Source organism: Nitratireductor pacificus pht-3B (genome assembly GCF_000300335.1).
GTDB classification, from domain to species: domain Bacteria; phylum Pseudomonadota; class Alphaproteobacteria; order Rhizobiales; family Rhizobiaceae; genus Nitratireductor; species Nitratireductor pacificus.
In genome coordinates, this window is the sequence record NZ_AMRM01000002.1 from 176220 (window position 1) to 196572 (window position 20353).

16 protein-coding genes are annotated in these 20353 nt (G+C 64.8%); 8 read left to right on the plus strand and 8 right to left on the minus strand.

Features of this window, described 5'->3' with window-relative positions:
- Nucleotides 1–256: 256 nt before the first annotated feature.
- The gene (locus NA2_RS02300) at nt 257–2026 is read left to right on the plus strand and encodes an SLC13 family permease (RefSeq protein ID WP_008593708.1); all 1770 of its coding nucleotides are present in this window, start codon (nt 257–259) and stop codon (nt 2024–2026) included.
- A gap of 9 nt (nt 2027–2035) precedes the next feature.
- Here NA2_RS02300 and NA2_RS02305 read toward each other — a convergent pair whose 3' ends face one another.
- The 5 genes from NA2_RS02305 to aceA all read right to left on the minus strand — a co-directional run bounded on the left by NA2_RS02305 (nt 2036) and on the right by aceA (nt 7298).
- On the minus strand, nt 2036–3322 hold the full coding sequence (locus NA2_RS02305; RefSeq protein WP_008593710.1) for an NAD(P)/FAD-dependent oxidoreductase: 1287 nt from the start codon (nt 3320–3322) through the stop codon (nt 2036–2038).
- A gap of 160 nt (nt 3323–3482) precedes the next feature.
- A complete protein-coding gene (locus NA2_RS02310; RefSeq protein ID WP_008593712.1) occupies nt 3483–4916 on the minus strand; it encodes a glutamine synthetase family protein in 1434 nt (477 codons plus the stop codon).
- A 66-nt stretch (nt 4917–4982) separates the two neighbouring features.
- Nucleotides 4983–5444, minus strand: a complete 462-nt coding sequence (locus NA2_RS02315; RefSeq protein WP_157188106.1) for a response regulator — start codon at nt 5442–5444, stop codon at nt 4983–4985.
- 287 nt (nt 5445–5731) lie between these two features.
- Complete coding sequence (locus NA2_RS02320) at nt 5732–5977, minus strand: SMc00767 family acetate metabolism repressor (protein WP_008593715.1); 246 nt, start codon at nt 5975–5977, stop codon at nt 5732–5734.
- A gap of 31 nt (nt 5978–6008) precedes the next feature.
- Entirely contained in the window at nt 6009–7298 is a 1290-nt protein-coding gene (gene aceA, locus NA2_RS02325; protein ID WP_008593718.1) for an isocitrate lyase, read from the minus strand.
- Nucleotides 7299–7742: 444 nt separating this feature from the next.
- Here aceA and NA2_RS02330 point away from each other — a divergent pair, with 444 nt between their 5' ends.
- The gene (locus NA2_RS02330; RefSeq protein WP_008593720.1) at nt 7743–9188 is read left to right on the plus strand and encodes a helix-turn-helix domain-containing protein; all 1446 of its coding nucleotides are present in this window, start codon (nt 7743–7745) and stop codon (nt 9186–9188) included.
- 382 nt (nt 9189–9570) lie between these two features.
- On the opposite strand, the gene NA2_RS02335 is transcribed toward NA2_RS02330, so the two are convergent.
- The gene (locus NA2_RS02335; protein ID WP_008593723.1) at nt 9571–10017 is read right to left on the minus strand and encodes a VOC family protein; all 447 of its coding nucleotides are present in this window, start codon (nt 10015–10017) and stop codon (nt 9571–9573) included.
- 32 nt (nt 10018–10049) lie between these two features.
- Nucleotides 10050–10445: a VOC family protein gene (locus NA2_RS02340; RefSeq protein WP_040676553.1), complete on the minus strand. Its 396-nt coding sequence runs from the start codon at nt 10443–10445 to the stop codon at nt 10050–10052.
- 478 nt (nt 10446–10923) lie between these two features.
- Between NA2_RS02340 and NA2_RS02345 the strand changes: the two genes are divergently transcribed.
- Entirely contained in the window at nt 10924–12024 is a 1101-nt protein-coding gene (locus NA2_RS02345) for a protein kinase domain-containing protein (RefSeq protein ID WP_081582590.1), read from the plus strand.
- An 80-nt stretch (nt 12025–12104) separates the two neighbouring features.
- Nucleotides 12105–13613, plus strand: a complete 1509-nt coding sequence (locus NA2_RS02350; RefSeq protein ID WP_157188107.1) for a hypothetical protein — start codon at nt 12105–12107, stop codon at nt 13611–13613.
- Between the two features lie 574 nt (nt 13614–14187).
- On the opposite strand, the gene NA2_RS02355 is transcribed toward NA2_RS02350, so the two are convergent.
- Entirely contained in the window at nt 14188–15165 is a 978-nt protein-coding gene (locus NA2_RS02355; protein WP_008593730.1) for an NADPH:quinone reductase, read from the minus strand.
- Between the two features lie 211 nt (nt 15166–15376).
- On the opposite strand from NA2_RS02355, the gene NA2_RS02360 reads away from it, so the two are divergent.
- The 4 genes from NA2_RS02360 to NA2_RS02375 all read left to right on the plus strand — a co-directional run bounded on the left by NA2_RS02360 (nt 15377) and on the right by NA2_RS02375 (nt 20350).
- Nucleotides 15377–16777: a glutamine synthetase family protein gene (locus tag NA2_RS02360; protein WP_008593733.1), complete on the plus strand. Its 1401-nt coding sequence runs from the start codon at nt 15377–15379 to the stop codon at nt 16775–16777.
- A gap of 393 nt (nt 16778–17170) precedes the next feature.
- On the plus strand, nt 17171–18268 hold the full coding sequence (locus tag NA2_RS02365) for a polyamine ABC transporter substrate-binding protein (protein ID WP_008593736.1): 1098 nt from the start codon (nt 17171–17173) through the stop codon (nt 18266–18268).
- Nucleotides 18269–18293: 25 nt separating this feature from the next.
- Complete coding sequence (locus tag NA2_RS02370; RefSeq protein ID WP_008593738.1) at nt 18294–19433, plus strand: ABC transporter ATP-binding protein; 1140 nt, start codon at nt 18294–18296, stop codon at nt 19431–19433.
- Nucleotides 19434–19438: 5 nt separating this feature from the next.
- On the plus strand, nt 19439–20350 hold the full coding sequence (locus tag NA2_RS02375; RefSeq protein ID WP_008593740.1) for an ABC transporter permease subunit: 912 nt from the start codon (nt 19439–19441) through the stop codon (nt 20348–20350).
- Nucleotides 20351–20353: the final 3 nt, after the last annotated feature.

Here is a 20353-nt window from a genome sequence, read left to right on the forward strand (position 1 = left end):
CGTGCGTCCGAAAGGACGCAAACCAGATCCCACGCGTCCCTTCGGACGCAAGAAGGACGATCCAGATCATTGACCGAGCATCGGAACAGCCGAAAACCGGAGTCCACGTTTTGGTCCGATGCTCTGAGCGCCCTTGCCGATCTTTCTTCTGGACAATTCCGGAGCCGGGGGAACCTGCCGGCCTTCCCGGAATTGCCCAATTCAGACGGACGGTTCAAGCTGAGGGCCGGCGGGTTCAAGAGAGGGGCACGATCACATGACCTTTGAGCAGGTTTTCCTTTTTTGTCTTCTCGGGGTCGTCTTCGCTTTCCTTGTCTGGGGCCGCATCCGCTACGATCTCGTGGCGTTTGCCGCGCTGATCATCGCGGTGATCGGCGGCGTCGTCGCGCCGCACGACGCCTTCATCGGCTTCGGCCACGAGGCCGTGGTCATCATCGCGCTGGTGCTGATCGTCTCGCGCGCCATGATGAACGCGGGCGCGGTCGAGCTGATCGCCCGTTTCGTCCTCTCGTCAGGCCGTTCGCTGTCGACGCATATCGGCTTCATGTCGGTGATCGGGGCCGGACTGTCGGCCGTCATCAACAATGTCGCCGCGCTGGTGATGCTGATGACGCTCGACATCGAGGCGGCGCAGAAGGCCAAACGGCCCGTCTCGCGCTCGCTGATGCCGCTCTCCTTCGCCACCATTCTCGGTGGCATGATCACGCTGATCGGAACGCCGCCCAACATCGTCATCGCCGAGTTCCGCGGCAGGGCGCTCGGCGAGTCCTTCTCGATGTTCGATTTCTCGCCGGTCGGCCTCATCTGCGCGGCCTTCGGCATCGCCTTCGTCGCGCTGGTCGGCTGGCGGCTGATTCCGGAAACGGGGCCGGCGGTGATCGGCCAGAGCGAGGATGCCGGCCTGTTCGTCGCGGAAGCCGGCGTGAAGGAGAACTCGAAGTCCATCGGCAAGACCGTCAATACGCTCTATCCGATGGCCGACGAACACGATGTGACGATCCTCGGCCTGGTGCGGCGCGGTAAACGCCTGCCTGGCTTTTCGGCGGGCGAGGAGGTGCGCAAGAGCGATCATCTCGTCCTGGAGGGCGATCCGAAGTCGATCGAGGCCTTCATCGGCGCCGCCGGGCTGGACGCGCCGGGCGCGGAAGAGCATGGCGGCCTGCGCGGCCAGTCCCTGATCCTGGTCGAGGCGATCGTGCCCGACAATGCGCGCATGGTCGGCCGAACGGCGCTGGACCTGCGGCTGCTCTACCGGCGCGGCGTCACGCTCCTCGGCGTCTCGCGCCAAGGGAAGCGCTTCCGCGAGCGCGTGCGCAAGCTCGTCATCAAGCCGGGCGACGTGGTGCTGCTGCTGGGGCCGGAAAGCCGGGTGATGGACGCGGCCGAGTGGCTCGGCGTCCTGCCGCTGGCGGAAAAGAGCCACACCGTGATCCAGCGTGGCAAGGCCATGTTCGCGGTCGGCGTCTTCGCCGCTGCTGTCGCCTCCTCGGTGATGGGTTTTGTGCCGCTGGCCATCGCGCTCGCGGCGGCGGTGGGCATCTACGCGCTGTTCAACGTGGTCAGCGCGCGCGAGGTCTATGAATCCGTCGAATGGCCGGTGATCGTGCTGCTGGCCTCGCTCATTCCGCTCGGCTTGGCCCTGGAGGAATCGGGCGGTACGAAGCTGATCGCCGATCAGATCCTGTCGCTGACGGGCGCCCTGCCGGCCTGGGCGATCCTGACGATCCTGATGATCGTCACGATGACCCTGTCGGACTTCCTGAACAATGTGGCCACGGCGCTGATCGCCGCTCCGGTCGGCCTGTCGGTCGCGCAGGGACTGGACGTGTCGCCGGACCCGTTCCTGATGGCCGTCGCGGTCGCCGCCTCATGCGCCTTCCTGACGCCGATCGGCCACAAGAACAACACCATCATCATGGGGCCGGGCGGCTATCGGTTCGGCGACTACTGGCGCATGGGCCTGCCGCTCGAGATCCTCATCATCGCGGTATCCGTGCCGGCCATCCTGTTCTTCTGGCCGCTGTAAGGCTGGCCATCAGATCCGGTCGCGCAGCGCATACCAGTTGAGTGCGAGGAACATCAGCGCCGGCCGCAGGAACCGGCCGCCGGGGAAGGGCGGGATCTTCAGTTCCTCCAGCAGCTTCAGCCGGTCGCGATTGCCGCAGACCGTCTCGGCATAGAGCTTGCCGGTGAAGTTCGACAGCATGACGCCGTGGCCGGAATAGCCGCCGGCGGCGATCACGTTGGGCATCACCTCGCGCACGAAGGGCTTGCGCGGCATGGTGATGCCCACATAGCCGCCCCATGCATGGGTGATCTCGACGTCTCTCAAGGCGGGATAGAGTTCCGCGATCTGCCGGCGGATATGCGTCTCGATGGCCTTGTCCTCGCCCGGCGCGTAGATCTCGCGCCCGCCGAACAGAAGCCGCCCGTCCGACGATTTGCGGAAATAGCGAACCACGAAGCGGGAATCGTCCACCGCCTCGCCGCCCGGCAGGACCGGGCTGTCGTCGCCGAGCGGCGCGGTCGCGCCGATGAAGGAGCCGATCGGCATGACATGTGCGGCGCTGGTCGGCTCCAGATCGCCGCCATAGGCGTTCGTGGCGAGCAGGCATTTCCGTGCGCTGACGGTGCCGCGCGCGGTGGCAATGCGCACCATGCCGCCCTCGGAGACGATCCCGGTCGCAGGTGAGTTCTCGAACAGCAGCGCCCCGGCCTCCGCCGCCGTGCGCGCTGTGCCGATGACCAGTTTCAGGGGATGGATGTGGCCGGTGCCCGTGTCGCGCACGCCGCCGAAATAGCGGTCGGAACCCAGCCGCTCGCGCGTCTCGCCGGCGTCCATGAAGCTCAGATGCGGATAGGCGAAGCGCTCGCGCATGATGTCGGCATGCCGGCGGTAATCGTCGAGATAGCGCTTCTTGTGGACCACCGACATCTGGCCCGGCCGGTAGTCGATCTCGATGCCGTTGGCCGCCGCGAAGTCCAGGAGATGCGCCTTCGCCTCCTCGGCCAGATCGAACAGGGCTTTCGCCCGGGTGAAGCCCAGTTCGGCCTCCAGCTCTTCCGCCCAGGCGCGCTGTCCGGTGCCGAGCTGTCCGCCGTTGCGCCCAGAGGCGCCGTCACCGAAGCGATGCGCCTCGATCAGCGCGACATTGACGCCGGCCTTGGCGAGATGCGCCGCCGCCGAAAGGCCTGTGAAGCCACCCCCGACAATGGCTACATCGACCGAGAGATCCGCATCGAGCGCCGGATAGTCCGCGCGTGGCCCGCTGGTCGCTTCGTACCAGGAGTGGCCGGGGGAGATGGGAGAGCGGTGGGACATGGGAGAGGAGCGAGTAGTGAGTAGTGAGTAGGGAAAAAAGATGGCTTCAGGAAGGTGGCCGGTTGTCTTCGCTCATCATACGGATACTCCTCTATTCGCTATTCGCTATTCGCTATTCGCTATTCGCTATTCGCTATTCGCTATTCGCTATTCGCTCACTTCACACATTCAACAGCAGATACTCCCGTTCCCACGGGCTGATCACCTGCATGAAGGTTTCGAATTCGGCGCGCTTGATGGCGGCGAAGGTGGAGACGAAGGAGGCGCCGAGGATGCGCGTCAGGGCTTCGTCGCTCTCGAACAGGGCGACGGCCTCGAGCAGGCCGCGCGGCAGCTCGATCTCGTCCTGGTTTACCGCCGTGCCGGCCGGCGCGTCGGGCGTGTTCTTGTCCAGGATGCCGATCAGCCCGCAGGCGAGCGATGCGGCCAGCGCCAGATAGGGATTGGCGTCGGACGATGGGATGCGGTTCTCGACGCGCCGTGCCGCCGGGTCGGAGCGCGGCACGCGAAAGGCCGTCGTGCGGTTGTCGTAGCCCCAGCGCGTGTTCACCGGCACGGAAGTGCCCTGGGTCAGCCGGCGGTAGGAGTTGACGTAGGGCGCGAGCATGATCAGCGCGCTCGGGATGTGCCGCTGCAACCCGCCGATGAAGTGGCGGAAGGTTTGGGTCTCGCCGCCGTCTTCGCTTGAGAAGACATTGTTGCCCTTCTTCAGCGACACCACCGACTGGTGGATATGCATCGCCGAGCCGGGTTGGCCCTGGATCGGCTTGGCCATGAAGGTGGCATAGGTGTCGTGGTTGAGTGCGGCCTCGCGGATCGTCCGCTTGAACATAAACACCTGGTCGGCGAGTTCCACGGGATCGCCGTGGCGCAGATTGATCTCGAGTTGGCCGGCGCCTTCCTCGTGGATCAGCGTGTCGATCTCCAGGCCCTGCGCCTCGGAATAGTGGTAGATGTCGTCGATCAGCTCGTCGAATTCGTTGACGCCGGCGATGGAATAGCCCTGACCCCCGCCGATGGGACGGCCCGAGCGGCCGACCGGTGGCGTCAGCGGATAGTCCGGGTCGGGGTTCTTGTGGACCAGATAGAACTCGATCTCCGGCGCGACGATGGGTTTCAGGCCATGCTTCGCGTACTGGGCGACCACATGCTTGAGCAGGTTGCGCGGGCTGAACTCGACGGCGCGTCCGTCCTGGTGCACCAGGTCGCAGATCACCTGCGCCGTCGGGTCCGTCTCCCACGGCACCGCCGTCAGCGTCGACAGGTCCGGCAGAAGCTTCAGATCGCCGTCGTCTTCCGGGTAGACGAAGCCGCCGCCGCTTTCGGGATACTCGCCCGAGATCGTCGTCATGAAGACGGCGGAGGGGAGCGCCAGCGATGTGTTGGAGGTGAATTTCTTCGACGGCATCATCTTGCCGCGCGCCACGCCGGCCTGGTCCGGCGTGATGCATTCGATGTCCTCGATACCGCGCCATTCGAGCCAGGACGTCGCCTGCTTCCAGTCCTTCACCCCGCGCAGATTCTTGAGAAATGCGGGAGCGCGCACCACGTCGCCGCGGCCGGCGGGACGGCTCAGCTTTTTCCTGTCAGGCATCAATCACCAGGGATCGTTTCGGATGCCGGAGTATAGACGGGCGATGCGCGGGAAGGGAAGGCCCGCCTATCCCCTGGCGCCGGCGATCAACCGCTCTATGACCGGCTGCAGGGTCTCGGGGGTGACGGGGCGAACGACGGTCGCGTCGAACTGCAGGGCGGGCAGGGTGGCGGTCTCGCAGCTGGAGACGACGCCGATGACCAGCGGCAGCCGGCGCGGCGAGGCGCTGCGCAGCGCGCTGAGAAGGTCGATCAGGCTGCCGGCATTGCCGAGCGCTGCGTCCATGTCGACGATCACCAGGCCCGGCGACCGGTCGCGCGCGGCGGCGGCGGCAAGCGTCCGCCCGGCTTCGCCTGGCTCCATCGCGCTGGCCTTCAGATAGGCGCGCTCGGCGATCCGCGACAGGACGATGCGGTTGATCGGCGATGCGGCGACGACCAGCACCTGGCCTAAATCGGCGGTGCAGGCGGCCTGCTGGGCGCTGTGGTCGGAAACCATTGTTTCGCTGGAAGAAGAAATGTTCGTCATCGCCCCGCCACCCAAAAGAACAGGGCAGCGAAACGCAATGCCCGGTTGAATTTCGGGCGCCATACTCTCAACGAGCGGTGAAAAGTCAAGTTACAAAAGGTTTATATTGGGCGGATTGGCAGGATTTCCCGTGTAAAATTATGCAAACGGGGGTTGTTTGCGATGTTTAGTTGAATTTGCATATTCTTTTATTGAATTTTTCTATCCCGAGGGTCTCCTTTCCTGCCATAAAGAAACACCCGCGCGGCGGACCGCGCGGGCGTCGGGCTGGAGGCCCATTGGCCGGTTCAGGAGCCGGCGAGGCGGTTGGTGACGATGACCGGCACCAGGAGGTCGCCCCAGTTTCCCTCCCCGCCATGGTGGCGCGCCGAGCGGACGAGTTCGACGGACACGCCCGAATCCACCGCCTTCATCACCGACTGGTTGAGCCTGTGCAGGTCGTTGGCGACCATGCGGATGATGGCCTGCTGGTCGACGCTCATGGCGCTCGACTGTTCTTCTGCACGTTCCTTGACGCGGGTCTTCGGTGTCATGTCCGTTCTCCTTTCCGGGCGTCGGCCCTGTTTACTCCGCCGCCGGGCGGAACTGGTCGTGTTCGGTGGATTCCTTCATGGCGGTGGTCGACGACTGGCCGCCGGTGATTGCCATCGACACGGCGTCGAAATAGCCTGTGCCGACTTCGCGCTGGTGCTTGGTGGCCGTGTAGCCATTGGCCTCGGCGGCGAACTCCGCCTCCTGCAGCTCCGAATAGGCGGCCATCTGCCGGTCCTTGTAGCCGCGCGCCAGCTCGAACATGCCGAAATTGAGCTGATGGAAGCCGGCCAGCGTGATGAACTGGAACTTGTAGCCCATGGCGCCCAGCTCGCACTGGAACCTGGCGATGGTGGCGTCGTCGAGGTTCTTCTTCCAGTTGAACGAGGGCGAGCAATTGTAGGCGAGCAGCTTGCCCGGATGCGCCTTCTGGACGCCCTCGGCGAATTTGCGCGCCTGCTCGAGATCCGGCTTCGAGGTCTCGCACCAGATCAGGTCCGCATGCGGCGCATAGGCGATGGCGCGGGCGATGCAGGATTCGAGCCCGTTCTTCACCTGATAGAAGCCCTCGACGGTACGGCCCGCGTCATAATCGACGAAGGGCCGGTCGCGCTCGTCGATGTCGGAGGTGAGCAGCTTGGCCGCTTCCGCGTCGGTGCGGGCGATGACCAGCGACGGCACGCCCATCACGTCGGCGGCGAGCCGCGCCGCGTTGAGGTTGCGGATATGCGCCGCGGTCGGGATCAGCACCTTGCCGCCCAGATGGCCGCACTTCTTCTCCGAGGCGAGCTGGTCCTCGAAATGGACGCCCGCCGCGCCCGCCTCGATATAGGCCTTCATGATCTCGAAGGCGTTGAGCGGGCCGCCGAAGCCGGCCTCTGCGTCGGCGACGATGGGCGCGAACCAGGTGTCGACTGACAGGCCCTTGCCCTCCGCCGTCTCGATCTGGTCGGCGCGCTGCAGGGTGCGGTTGATGCGCTTCGCCAGTTCGGGGCCGGCATTGGCCGGGTAGAGCGACTGGTCCGGATACATGGCGGATGCCGTGTTGGCGTCGGCCGCCACCTGCCAGCCGGACAGATAGATCGCCTTCAGCCCGGCGCGCACCATCTGCATGGCCTGGTTGCCGGAGAGCGCGCCGAGCGCGTTGACGAAGTCTTCCTCATGAATGAGCTGCCACAGCCGGTTTGCGCCCTGTTCGGCCAGCGTGTGGCGGATCGCCACCGAGCCGCGCAGCTTCTCCACGTCGGCCGGCGTGTAGGGCCGCTCGATGCCGTCGAAACGGCCTTCCGCCGCGCTGGGAACAAGGTTGTAAAAATCCGTCATTGTGACCTCCGTGCAGGAAATGCTTCTGTTGCGGGGCGAGCTTCCTGGGAAATTGCTTGCCCCGTGTTCGTTACAGGATTTACATTGCGGCGCAGCGGAAGCGGAGAAAATTCAGAGAATGCAAGGGATTTTTCGTGTCAGCATGTCTGGATTTTGACAGGGTAGGCGTGTAAATTTGTAAAGGATGTAAGGGCGAGTTTGTGGGGCGGTTTTGTAAAGGTGTGTAAAGTGGCGATCGTTCAGGCATGGATCCTCGGGTCAAGCCCGAGGATGACGAAGCCGGATCGCGAGGCGGTTGGCCTGGTTCACTGCGGGCCGTAGGGCTCACTTGCGGTGGCGGCAGGTTCGCAGGCCTTTCCTCTCGTCATCCTCGGGCTTGACCCGAGGATCCATGCCTGAACGGCCACGCGTTGCCGAGGACGCAGAAACAAGCGGGGTTCGACCATGGCCAACCAGAAGATCTTCGCCGGCGCGCGCATCCGCCGGGTGCGCAACGCCAAGGGGCTGACCCAGACGGCGATGGCCGAGGGGCTGGGCATCTCGCCCTCCTACCTGAACCTGATCGAGCGCAACCAGCGCCCGCTGACCGTGCCGCTGATCCTGAAGCTTGCCTCGGTCTACAAGGTCGACCCGGACGAGTTGCAGGGCGAGGCGGGGCTTTCGCTGGCGGCGCTGCGCGAGGTGTTTTCCGACCCGCTGCTGGCCGGCGAGCTGCCGGGCGAGCAGGAGCTGATCGACGTCGCCGAGGCCGCGCCCAACGCGGCGGCGGCGCTGGTCAAGCTCTACCGCGCCTATCGCGAGCAGGCCGACCGCATGTCGGACCTGTCGGAGATGCTCGCGCGGGAAGGGCGCGCCACGGCGATCTCCGCCGCGCGTCTGCCCATCGACGAGGTGCGCGAGACCTTCGAGCGGCGGGCCAACCATTTCCCGGCCATCGAGGAGGAGGCGGAGAGCTTTCACAAGCTGCTGGAGCCGGGCGACGACCTCTCCGCCGCCATCCGGGCCTGGCTGAAGCGCGAGCACGGCATCGTCGTGCGCGTCCTGCCGGTCGCCACCATGCCCAACTGGCGCCGCCGCTATGACCGGCATTCGCAGCGCCTCTTCGTCTCCGAGCGCCTGTCGCCCGCCGACCAGCTGCGCGAGATCGCCATGGAGGCGTGCCTCCTGCGCATGTCGGTGGCCGTGGCCGGCGAGATCGAGGCGCTAAAACTTTCCGGCAACGAGGCGCGGCGGCTCGCCCGCTTCGAGCTCGGCCGCTATGCGGCGCACGCGCTGATGATGCCCTACCGGCCCTTCCTCTCGGCGGCGGAGCGGGCGCATTACGACATCGACGTTCTGAAATCGCGCTTCGGCGTTTCCTTCGAGCAGGCGGCGAACCGGCTGACCACACTCGGCCGCGCCGGGGCCGCGGGCGTTCCCTTCTTCATGCTCGAGGTCGACCATGCGGGCAACCGCTTCCGCAAGGCGGGCGCGCAGGGTTTTCCGCAGAGCCGTTTTGGGGGGGGCTGCCCGAAGCTCGCCGTGCACGCCGCCTTCGCCCAGCCGGGGCAGGTGCTGGTGGAGGCGGTGGAGATGCCCGACGGGGCGGAGTTCCTGACGATCGCCCGCACGCTGGAGGGGCCGCAGGGCGCCTTCGCCGAGCGCCCGCGCCGCACGGCGCTGCTGATCGGCTGCGATCTGGGGTTCCGCGACGCCGTGGTCTATGGCGCCGCGCTCCCCGGCATGCCGGGCAAGGCCGGCGGCGCGCCGACCCATGCGCTGACCCCGGTCGGCCCCGCCTGCCGCCTGTGCGAACGCGCCGGCTGCCTCGCCCGCGCCGAGCCGCCCGTGACGCGGCCGCTCGGGCTGGACGAGATGGTGACGGGGCTGAGCGCGTTCGATTTTCAGTGAGGGCCGCGCCGGTCTTTCCCGCATCGGTCGTCGCGCGCGATCCGGGGGTCGGATTCGTTGCCGGTGCGTGGTTCGACAAGCTCACCATGAGGGAGGTGGGGTGCTGCAATGCTGCTTTGCCGGATCCCGGGACTGGCCTCCTTCGAGGTCCCACCTCTGCCAAAGCCACCCTCCGTCAGGCTCAATCTCCCTGCCTACCCCGGCATCCCGCATGGTGAGCTTGTCGAACCACGCATGGGATCGCCGCAGGGCGACGCGATGCTCCTGCTCGCCTCTCGCAAGGCTCCGCCACGCCGCCGCGCTCCACATCCCTCAGGGTGAGCCTGTCGAACCACGCACGAGGCCGATGCAGCGCGCCAAGACGCTGCCGCCCCGCCATCGCTCAGCCCTGCGCGGGCTTCCAGTCGGCCGAGGGAACGACGTTGATCATCCACGGCACGCCGAACCTGTCGACCAGCGAACCGAAGCCCGGCGACCAGAAGGTCTCGCCGAACGGCATGACGGCCCGGCCGCCCTCCGAGAGCTGGTCGAACCAGCGCTGGCCCTCGGCCTTGTCCTCAGTATGCAGGGTGACGTCGAAGCCGTTCTTCGGCTTGTCGACATTGGGCGCCCAGTCGAGATCCATGTCGGCGCCCATCAGCGCCTGGTCGCCGACCTCGAGCCAGCAATGCATCAGCCAGCTCTTGTGCTTCTCGTCGCTGAACGGCATGTCGGGCGGCCCGTCGCCATAGGGCATGGCGGCGGTGATCTCGCCGCCCAGCACCTTGGCGTAGAATTCGAATGCCTCGCGGCACTGGCCCTGGAAACTGAGGCTGGTCACGATCTTCATGTCGGTCTCCTTTCGGTCGGGATGTCGATGCGTCAGGGGAGATTGAGCTGCCAGGACACGCCGAACCGGTCGGCGACCCAGGCGAAGCGCCTGCTGAAACCGTAATCGTCGAGCGGCATCATCACGCTGCCGCCCTCCGACAGTTTTTCGTAAAGCCGTTCCTGCTCGTCGCCCGACGCGCAATCGACGAAGAAGGACCAGGAGGGCGTGAAATCGAAGGCGTGCTCGACCGGGCTGTCGCTCGCCAGCACGCTCTGTCCGGCGGCCGTGAAGCGGGCCAGCTTGACGCCGCCCTCCGCGCCCTGCTCGCCCTTCCGCCAGCGCGTGACCTCGAGCACCGCGCCGTCCTCGAACAGCGAGACATAGAGGTTCATCGCGGCTTCCGCATGGCCGCCCTGGAACATCAGGAATGGCTGCATCGTAGACATGGTCGCCTCGTTCAACGGTGTTTCGCGTGGAGAGCGGCGGTCGATGGCCGATACGGGCCGATGTCAGCGCGGGAAGGGGGCGGATGTCAACGGTTTTGGTGCTGGCTGCTGACAGGGGTGCTCATTTGGGGGGGCGGTGTGAGGGAGTTGCCGACGTTGGTTTTCTTGGTGGGAAACTGGCGGCCGCATTGCGCCCCACTTCAGACGTTCAGGCAAATTCTGCCTTAGCTTGAAAGCTGACCTTGAGAGCTAGATCAACAGATGTTCGCTGACCTGAGAAACCTGACTTCCTCCAGATTGGGTAGAGCCCGTCGATCCTTGAGGTGCTCCTCGATTTTGGAGCGCCCGTCTGGAGGATTTTCCGGGTTGTTGAGGTACTCCGGCCCACCACCGGCCCCACCATACACATTTATTCCCTTGATTGACGTAAGCTGGCAGACTTGCTGGAAGGTGGGTTTCCGAGTCGCTGAGGGATGCGATGACAAGTTCTGTGCAAATTCCGGCAGCATTCCGGTTGGTGGGAACGACCTTGCCGAACGACTGGCAGGTAGTATCGCCGCTGAACTGGGAGCTTGACGCGAATACCGGGCTGCCACTCGGCGATGGCTATGGCAGTGGCGGAAATTTCGGCATCCCATATGTCGTCCAGCGCAAAGAGCGAAAGGCCTTCCTAAAAGCGATTACTCTCCATCGTCTGAAAGGACGCGGCGACATTATCCAAGCAATGCGCGAAGTGACCGATGTTGTGGAATTCGAACGCGAAATTCATCGCGTATGCGCCGACCACAGGATGGACCGGGTGGTTCAGGCTGTCGATGGCGGCCAAGTCTCTTTGGGTCAAAATATCGAGGACCAAGTCCCCTACATCATAATGGAATTGGCGGATGGCGATGTTCGTAGGCGGCTGCGCAAGATCGAGGAGGCGCAGATCATCGCCTGGAAGATGCGTGCTATGCATCATGCCGCTGTTGGCCTGTCTCAGCTGCACGGTCAGAGAATTGCGCATCAGGACCTAAAGCCATCGAACCTGATGAGCTTTGACGCCGAGAGCGGGTTCAAACTAGGGGATTTCGGCCGCTCAGTTAGGCAGGGTGTCGCTGCACCACATGAGGATTTCAACCATGCCGGCGACCCCTCATACGCGCCGCCGGAATTGATGTATGGGGAGCTTGATCCCGATTGGGTCCGGCGTCGCGTTGGGTGCGACATCTATATGCTTGGCGGTCTGCTCAGCTGGGCCTTTCTAGGTGAGGCAGCTACACCACTTCTTGTCCAGCGTCTCGCCCCAACTCATCGCCCGCTCGTCGCGAGAGGACAGTGGGTTGGAACCTATCGAGACGTTCTACCCTTCGTGCGGAGTAGTTTCACCGATCTCGTCAGCGATTTCGAGACGGCAGTACCAGAGTGGTTACGGGAAAAGCTCGTTCCCGCTTTCGTTCAGCTGACAGAACCTGACCCCCAGCTTCGTGGTCATCCGCTGGAGCGGAAAAGCAAGCACGGGTCTCAATTCTCGCTCACGCGATACATATCTCTGTTCAATACGTTGGCAGCGACGGCCAAGCTAAACGCGAAAGCATAGAATTGATATTTGCCCAAGACCCGAAGCGGCTCCTCGTACCGCGCTGGCGCAGCGTCTCTGATACAATCAGGGCGGGCGAGTTGGACGCGTTGCCGGGAAAACCCGCCCTTGGCGCGGTAGAGTTGGCTGAACAAGGGAAGCGCGAGTTCTCGCAGAAGCAGGCTCGCTGGGCGGAAACCCTGAAGGTTGAGGATGCCGAGGAGCTTGTCGCGGCCGCAATCGTGTCGGGCGTGACAACCAACGAGGTTTGCCGAGCAGCGGCCGCCATCCTTAAGGATCCGGCTGCGCAGAGCGGATCAAGGCGGCTAGCCCAAGGGATACTTGAACCGCTTCCGCAGGACGCCCCTAGACCGGCGTTGGTCACCCGGGCGGAAATTCAGCAGTTGAAGCGGCTAGTCGTAAAGTCTCCACATGATGCGCTTCGCGTCGCTGAGCTCTCTCGCCTCTACACGTTGTTAGGGCAGCGCAAGCCAGCGATCGTCGCCATGCGCCGCGCGTTGGCTCTGGCGGACACCAATCGCTACGTACTGCGTTCCGCCGTGAGATTGTTGATCCATGTTGGACGTGAAGACGAGGCCGCAGCCCTGATAGCCGACCACGGGCTAACCGAACGTGATCCTTGGTTGATGGCGGCCGCTGTCGGTGCGGCACAGGCAGCTGGTCACGGCGGCAGGCTGATGCGTGCAGCAAGCCGAATGGTCATGAGCGACAACCATTCTGCATTTTCTCTTTCAGAGCTGCGAGCGAGCTTGGCAACTGAACACCTTAATGCCGGCGAGATAAAGCTTGCGCGCCGCCAGTTCCGGCTAAGCCTGAAGGCGCCGACGGAGAACGCATTGGCACAGGCCAAGTGGGCGCAAGGAGTGGATAAGGCGATCGAAATCTCTTCCGATCTAATGGGGCGTCCAGAGGCGCACGAGGCACATGCGCTTGACACCGCCCGGATAGGCCACTGGGAAAGGAGCCTCGTCGCCACGGGCGAATGGAAGGCCGACGAGCGCTTTTCAGGCAAGCCGTTCGTTCATGCGAGCTGGATATCCACCGGCCCGCTGAACAGTCCCGCGGACGCTCTGCCGTGGCTGCAAGAGGGTCTTGTTGCCAACCCGGATGATCCCAGCCTGCTTAACAACCTGGCTGTGGCTAAGGCAATGCTCGGCGACCTAGACAGAGCCGACGACGCGCTCACACGAGCACGAAAGAATGCGGAGGATGATGCCTTCCCGTTGATCTTAGCCGCCACGGAGGGACTAATTGCTTTCCGGCGCGGGGATCCCATTTCAGGGGCAGCACTCTACCAACAAGCACTGTCAACCTGCGTAGAAAAAAGGCTTCCGCACCAGTGGCTGCGCGTCGCGGCATATCTCGCGCGTGAACTCGCGGCGATTGATTTTCGCTATGCGAAAGCAACACTCGATCAGATCGAGATCGTAGAAACTGAGATGCGCAAGCGAGGGCACACGATTTCACAAGAAATCTCGGCAGTTACTAACAGCGTACGGGATTCCACTGAAAAGGAAGTGACGGATAACGAGTGGAACTGGGACCTTAGCATCCTATCCAAGCTTCGGGATAGCCTTCTGTTGAACTGAAGATGCTGACTTGGAGTGGACTTCCGTCGCCGTCTCCGCGTGTGTTCGTCGCGGCCATGAAGGAGATGACTGACCACGCCGCGCTCACGCGGAAAAAGGCCGATATGGCGAAGGAAGCTGCAAGAGCGGCTAAGGCGTCGGGATGGCTGCCGGCGCCGCTGCGGCCCAAGGGTACAAGATCAAGAAGCTGGCCTAACTGCGATTCGGCGAGGCACCATTGCGGCACGCTGCCTCAGTTAAAGTGGTTGAAACGCGGACCAAGGGATCATGCGAGCCGATTGACGCGCCTGCAAATGTATGAACCACCACGCTCTGGGCTGGTGCCTTGACCAGTCGCGAAAAGAACCTCTCGTCCATGATCAAAGAACTCGGTTCGTTGGTGGCATCGAACTGCTCGCCTCGAAGGTTGTCGAGCAGCTTCGCTGACGGGTCAGTGACAGGTCTCGGGCGGCGGACGACGCACTTCGGACGACCGCAATGGGGTCGCATGCCGAACGTCGACTTTCCGAGTATCTCTTCCAGAACCGGACTGTCGGAACACGGCCCCTTCTAGCCACTTACTAACCCCCCCCCCTCACCCCATCTCCACCACCACATTCCCCACCACCTCGCCCTTCTCCACCGCCTCATGCGCCTTCACGATCTCGTCGAGGCCGTAGCGCGCGCCGATCAGGTGCTTTAGGCTGTTCTTCGCCAGCATCTCCGACAGGCCGTTCAGCGCCGCCTCGCGCTCGGCCGGCTGCAGCTCGTAGACCAGGAACATCTGCAGGGTGAGGCTGCTCGCGAGCATGGTCGGGAAGGAGACGGGAACGTCGCCGGCGAGGCTCGAGCCGTAGCAGACGGCCTTACCGTGCGCCGCCAGCGCGCCATTGGAGACGATCGCCGCGGTCGCATAGAAATCCATGTCGATCAGCCCGTCGGCGCCCTTGCCGCCGGTCAGGCCCTTGACCGTCGCGGCGACGTCCTTGGCCTTGTAGTCGATGACGAAATCGGCGCCCGCCGCGCGCGCATGGGCGGCGCGGGCGGGCGAGGCGGTGCTGATCACGCGCGCCCCGCGCATCTTGGCGATCTGCACCGCGTAATGGCCGACCGCCGAGCCGGCGCCGATCACCAGCAGCGTCCTGCCGCGTATGTCGCCATGCAGGGCAACGGCGTGGATCGCCGTCATCGCCGGAATGCCGAGGCATGCGCCGGTGGCGAAGTCGATACCGTCGGGCAGGGGAACGGCCTGCGCCTCGGGCAGGGCGATCCATTCGGCGGCGGTGCCATGCGGGCGGCGCCACTGGCCGTTCCACACCCAGACGCGCTGGCCGATCCGGCCATGGTCGACGCCGCCGCCCACCGCGTCGATGACGCCCGCGCCGTCGCTGTGCGGGATGATGCGCTCCGCGCCGGGCGGCCGGTTGCGCCGGGATTTGACGTCCGACGGGTTGACGCCCGAGGCGTGGAGCCGCACGCGCACCTCGCCGGGTTCCGGCAGCGGCACCGGCCGCTCGCCGACCTTCAAGACGTCGCGCGCCGCGCCGTTGCGCTCATACCAGGCCGCCTTCATCTCCCCTCCCACGCCGCGAAGGGCGCCCCGCAGAGCGCCGTGCCGCGGCTGTCGCCGTCATTGACATTCTCCGGACATCCGGCGCAGGCTCGGTCACCTTCAACAGCGACAAGGGCCCATCTTGAGACATCCGGCAACCGGTCTCGACGAGAACCGTAAGAGCAGTTCGTCCGTTCCGCCAGCGGCCCGTGGGCGCAATCCGCAGAATCCGGTGGAAGCCGCCGCCGCCGGGGGCACAAAACCCTCCGAAGGCTTCATCTCCGCCGACCACGAGGCCGAATACCGCGCCTTCGTCGAAAAACATCCCGACATCGAGGCGGTGGAATTCCTGCTGGTCGATCCGAACGGCATCATCCGCGGCAAATGGGCGCCGGGCGACAGTCTGAAGAAGGCCTTTCAGGAAGGCGTCAATTTTCCCATGTCGCTGCACGGGCTGGATGTCTGGGGCCGCGAGGTGGAGGAAACGGGCCTGCACATCGAGACCGGCGACAAGGACGGCTATTGCCGCGCCACGCGCGGCTCGCTCGCCATCGTGCCCTGGGCCAAGCGCAAGACGGCGCAGGTGCTCCTGCAGACCTTCACGCCGGAGGGCGAGCCGTTCATGGCCTGCCCGCGCCAGGTGCTGAAGCATAAGGTGGCCGAGGCCCATGCGCGCGGCTTCTTCCCCGTCGCCGCCTTCGAGCTGGAATTCTACCTGCTCGACCCGTCGAAGGAGGACAGCGCCGGCATGCCGGCGCCGCTCGGGACGGGCGAGGGGCCGGACCGGCTGCGCATGTACGGCCTCGACGACCTGGCGGAGAACGCCGCCCTGTTCGACATGATCCGCGACGCGGCCGACGCGCAGAACCTGCCGATCGACACGATCATCAAGGAGGCGGCGCCCGGCCAGTTCGAGGTCAATCTGAAGCACCGCGCCGACCCGCTGCGGGCGGCCGACGACGTCATCCTCCTGCGCCGCATCGTCATGGGCTGCGCCCGGGCGCACGGGCTGACGGCCACCTTCATGGCCAAGCCCTTCATCGACTATGCGGGCAACGGCATGCATGTGCACACCTCGCTGCTCGACGGCGACGGGGCGAATGTCTTCGCCGGGGCGGACGGGCGGGCACGGCTCGAATCGGCGGTCGCCGGCCTGATCAAGACCATGCCGGAATCGCTGATCCTCTACATCAACACCTGGAACGGCTTTCGCCGCATCACGCCCGGCTCCTACGCGCCGACCCATGCGGTCTGGGCGGAGAACAACCGCTCGGTGGCCCTGCGCATTCCCGTCTCGACGGAGGAGAACCGCCGCGTCGAGCACCGCATCTCCGGCGCCGACGCCAATCCCTATCTGGTCATGGCGGCCATCATCCAGGGCATGATGGAGGGCATCGACAGCGGCGCAAAGCCACCGCCGCCGGTGGAAGGGAGCGCCTATGACGAGACAGCGGACCTCGGGCGCGAGCTGCCCGACGACATGGACGACGCCCTGCAGCTTGCTTCGCGGAGTGCCTTCCTCGACCGTGCCTTGGGGCCGCTTCTCGCCAAGGTTTACCGCGACCTGAAGCGCGCCGAGATCATCGCCTTCTGGAGCGAGATCACGCCGCTGGAGCGCACGACCTATCTGTGACGGCAGGCTTCGGGTGCAACTTTGCGCCATTCAGGCATGGATCCCCGGGGCAAGCCCGGGATGACGAGCGGATGGGGATAGCATGCCAATCTCGAGCCTCGGCGGCTTACGCAAACATCTGCGCCATTCGCCACCCTCCACGGCTTACGCAGACGCTTGTGTCATTCGTCATCCTCGGGCCCCGACCCGAGGATCCATGCCTGAACGCCGACACTCCCGCAAACCGGGAAATTCCAGCCGCACGGGCGGTGCACCGGCATCCGCGAAAACCTGTGAACGGCGCGGAAATTTGCCGCTTGTCGCATTCCCGAAACGACAATAGGGTTGAACGAAACAAGCGGGTTCCGGCTTCCACATGCCGGGGTAGTAAAACGTCCCTAGGGGAGAGAAATCATGTTGCGTAAGACCATTCTGCTTTCCTGCGTTTCGTTCGCCGCGGCCGTTCTGGCGGTGGGGGCGCAGGCGCAGGATCGCGTTGTCAACGTCTACAACTGGTCCGACTACATCGACGAATCGATCCTCGAGGACTTCACCAAGGAAACCGGCATCAAGGTCGTCTACGACGTCTATGATTCCAACGAGATCCTGGAGACCAAGCTGCTCGCCGGCGGCTCGGGCTATGACGTGGTCGTGCCCTCGGGCGAGTTCCTCGGCCGCCAGATCAGCGCCGGCGTGTTCCAGAAGCTCGACAAGTCCAAACTGCCAAACCTCGCCAACATGTGGGACATGATCAGCGAGCGCACGGCCACCTACGACCCGGGCAACGAATACTCGATCAACTACATGTGGGGTACCACCGGCATCGGCTACAACGCCGCCAAGGCGGAGGAAATCCTCGGCACGCCGAAGATCGACACCTGGGACGTGCTGTTCCAGCCGGAGGTGGCGGCGAAGTTCAAGGATTGCGGCATCCACATGCTGGATTCGGCCAGCGAAGTGGTGCGCGCGGCGCTGATCTATCAGGGCCTCAATCCGAACACGCCGTCGGCCGACGACCTGGCCAGGGCCGAGGAACTGCTGACGGCGGTGCGCCCGAACGTGCGCAAGTTCCATTCGTCGGAGTATATCAACGGCCTCGCCAATGGCGACATCTGCCTGGCGCTCGGCTATTCGGGCGACATCTTCCAAGCGCGCGACCGCGCCGCCGAGGCCGACCAGGGCGTCGCGGTGGGCTATGCCATCCCCAAGGAGGGTGCGCTGCTCTGGTTCGACCAGATGGCGATCCCCGCCGACGCGCCGCATGTCGCCGAGGCGCATGAGTTCCTGAACTACATCATGCGGCCCGACGTCATCGCCAAGGCCTCGAACTACGTGGTCTATGCCAACGGCAACAAGGCGGCGCAGGTGGAGATGGACGAGGAAGTGATCGGCGATCCCGCCGTCTATCCCGACGAGGCGACCATGGCCAAGCTGCAGGCACCGCTGCCCTACGACATGCGCACCCAGCGCGTGGTGACGCGAATGTGGACCAAGGTGGTGACCGGCCAGTAGCGCGGCTTCGGGGCGGGGGACGCTCATGAAATCGCTCGGCTCGACGCGCCGGAGTTTCGCACCCTGGGCCGATCCCCAGGCGAAGCCCTATATCAGCTTCGACGGGGTCACCAAGCGGTTCGGCGATTTCACCGCCGTCGACGACCTGTCGCTCGACATCCACGAGCGTGAGTTCTTCGCGCTGCTCGGCGCCTCCGGGTGCGGGAAGACGACGCTCCTGCGCATGCTGGCGGGCTTCGAGCAGCCGACATCCGGCCGCATCCTGCTCGACGGGCAGGACCTGGCCGGCATTCCGCCGCACAAGCGGCCGGTCAACATGATGTTCCAGTCCTACGCGCTGTTCCCGCACATGACGGTGGAGAAGAACATCGCCTTCGGCCTGAAGCAGGACCGCATGCCGGCCGGCGAGATCGCCGAGCGCGTCGCCGCCATGCTGAAACTGGTCAAGCTGGAGCAGTTTGCCAAGCGCAAGCCGCACCAGCTTTCTGGCGGCCAGCGCCAGCGCGTGGCGCTCGCCCGCTCGCTCGCCAAGCGGCCAAAACTGCTCCTGCTCGACGAGCCGCTGGGCGCGCTCGACAAGAAGCTGCGCGAGGAGACCCAGTTCGAGCTGGTCGACCTGCAATACGATCTCGGCCTGACCTTCATGGTCGTCACGCACGACCAGGAGGAGGCGATGACCATGTCCGACCGCATCGCGGTGATGGACAAGGGCAAGGTGATCCAGGTGGCGACGCCGGCGGAGATCTACGAGGCGCCGAACTCGCGTTTCGTCGCCGATTTCGTTGGCTCCATCAACATGTTCGAGGGCAGGGTGACGGCTGCCGACCGGGATGCCGCGCGCATCGCCGACGCCGAGGGGCGCGAGCTCTCCGTGGCCAATGTCGCCGGCGCGGAGCAGGGGGCGACGGTCTGGTTCGCCGTCCGGCCCGAGAAGATCGAGGTTTCGCGGCAGCGGCCGGAAAAGGCGGTCAACGCCCTCGAGGGCGAGATCTGGGACATCGCCTATCTCGGCGACATGACCATCCACCATGTGCGCCTCGATGACGGGCGCGTCGTCAAGGCGAGCAGCATCAACCGGCAGCGCGCCGTCGAGGATGCCCTGACCTGGCACGACCGCGCCTGGATCTCGTTCCCGGCCGATGCCGGCGTCGTGCTGACGCGGTAGCGCCGATGGGCCGTCTCCTCACGATCCTGGCCTCCCGCTTCGTCATCGCCGTGCCCTATCTGTGGCTGCTGGTGTTCTTCCTGGCGCCGTTCCTGATCGTCTTCAAGATATCGCTGTCGGAGCCGGCCATCGCCATGCCGCCCTACCAGCCGGTGTTCGACCTCGCCGGCGGCGTGGCGGCCTTCATCGGCAAGCTGGGCAGCCTGTCCTTCGGCAACTATCTGTGGCTGGCCGAAGATCCGCTCTATGTGAACGCCTATCTGTCGAGCATCTGGATCGCCGGGGTCTCGACCGCCATCACGCTGGCGGTTGGCTACCCCATCGCCTACGGCATGGCGCGCGCCCCGGCGGCGATCCGGCCCATCCTCCTGATGCTGGTGATCCTGCCGTTCTGGACGAGTTTCCTGATCCGCGTCTATGCCTGGATCGGCATCCTCAAGCCCGAGGGCCTGCTCAACCAGCTGCTGATGTTCCTCGGCGTCATCGACACGCCGCTGGTCATCCTCAACACCACGACGGCGATCTATATCGGCATCGTCTATTCCTATCTGCCCTTCATGGTCCTGCCGCTCTACGCGACGCTGGAGAAGATGGACAATTCACTGATCGAGGCGGCGCGCGATCTCGGCTGCCCGCCGCTGTCGGCGTTCTGGAAGATCACCTTTCCCCTCTCGATGCCGGGCATCGTGGCCGGCAGCATGCTGGTGTTCATCCCGGCGGTGGGCGAGTTCGTCATTCCTGACCTGCTCGGCGGCTCGCAGACGCTGATGATCGGCAAGACGCTGTGGAGCGAGTTCTTCAACAACCGCGACTGGCCGGTCTCCTCGGCGGTCGCCGTGATCCTGCTCCTGATCCTGATCGTGCCGATCATGTTCTTCCAGCGCTCGCAGGCGCGTTCCAGAGAAGCGGGGAACTGAACC

Bases quoted from the DNA above. Each gene is read 5' to 3' on its own strand.
- aceA (WP_008593718.1), bottom strand. From the start codon at position 7,298: ATGACGGATTTTTACAACCTTGTTCCCAGCGCGGCGGAAGGCCGTTTC.
- NA2_RS02310 (WP_008593712.1), bottom strand. From the start codon at position 4,916: ATGCCTGACAGGAAAAAGCTGAGCCGTCCCGCCGGCCGCGGCGACGTG.
- NA2_RS02365 (WP_008593736.1), top strand. From the start codon at position 17,171: ATGTTGCGTAAGACCATTCTGCTTTCCTGCGTTTCGTTCGCCGCGGCC.
- NA2_RS02375 (WP_008593740.1), top strand. From the start codon at position 19,439: ATGGGCCGTCTCCTCACGATCCTGGCCTCCCGCTTCGTCATCGCCGTG.
- NA2_RS02345 (WP_081582590.1), top strand. From the start codon at position 10,924: ATGACAAGTTCTGTGCAAATTCCGGCAGCATTCCGGTTGGTGGGAACG.
- NA2_RS02335 (WP_008593723.1), bottom strand. From the start codon at position 10,017: ATGAAGATCGTGACCAGCCTCAGTTTCCAGGGCCAGTGCCGCGAGGCA.
- NA2_RS02340 (WP_040676553.1), bottom strand. From the start codon at position 10,445: ATGTCTACGATGCAGCCATTCCTGATGTTCCAGGGCGGCCATGCGGAA.
- NA2_RS02300 (WP_008593708.1), top strand. From the start codon at position 257: ATGACCTTTGAGCAGGTTTTCCTTTTTTGTCTTCTCGGGGTCGTCTTC.
- NA2_RS02320 (WP_008593715.1), bottom strand. From the start codon at position 5,977: ATGACACCGAAGACCCGCGTCAAGGAACGTGCAGAAGAACAGTCGAGC.
- NA2_RS02315 (WP_157188106.1), bottom strand. From the start codon at position 5,444: ATGACGAACATTTCTTCTTCCAGCGAAACAATGGTTTCCGACCACAGC.
- NA2_RS02370 (WP_008593738.1), top strand. From the start codon at position 18,294: ATGAAATCGCTCGGCTCGACGCGCCGGAGTTTCGCACCCTGGGCCGAT.
- NA2_RS02330 (WP_008593720.1), top strand. From the start codon at position 7,743: ATGGCCAACCAGAAGATCTTCGCCGGCGCGCGCATCCGCCGGGTGCGC.
- NA2_RS02355 (WP_008593730.1), bottom strand. From the start codon at position 15,165: ATGAAGGCGGCCTGGTATGAGCGCAACGGCGCGGCGCGCGACGTCTTG.
- NA2_RS02305 (WP_008593710.1), bottom strand. From the start codon at position 3,322: ATGTCCCACCGCTCTCCCATCTCCCCCGGCCACTCCTGGTACGAAGCG.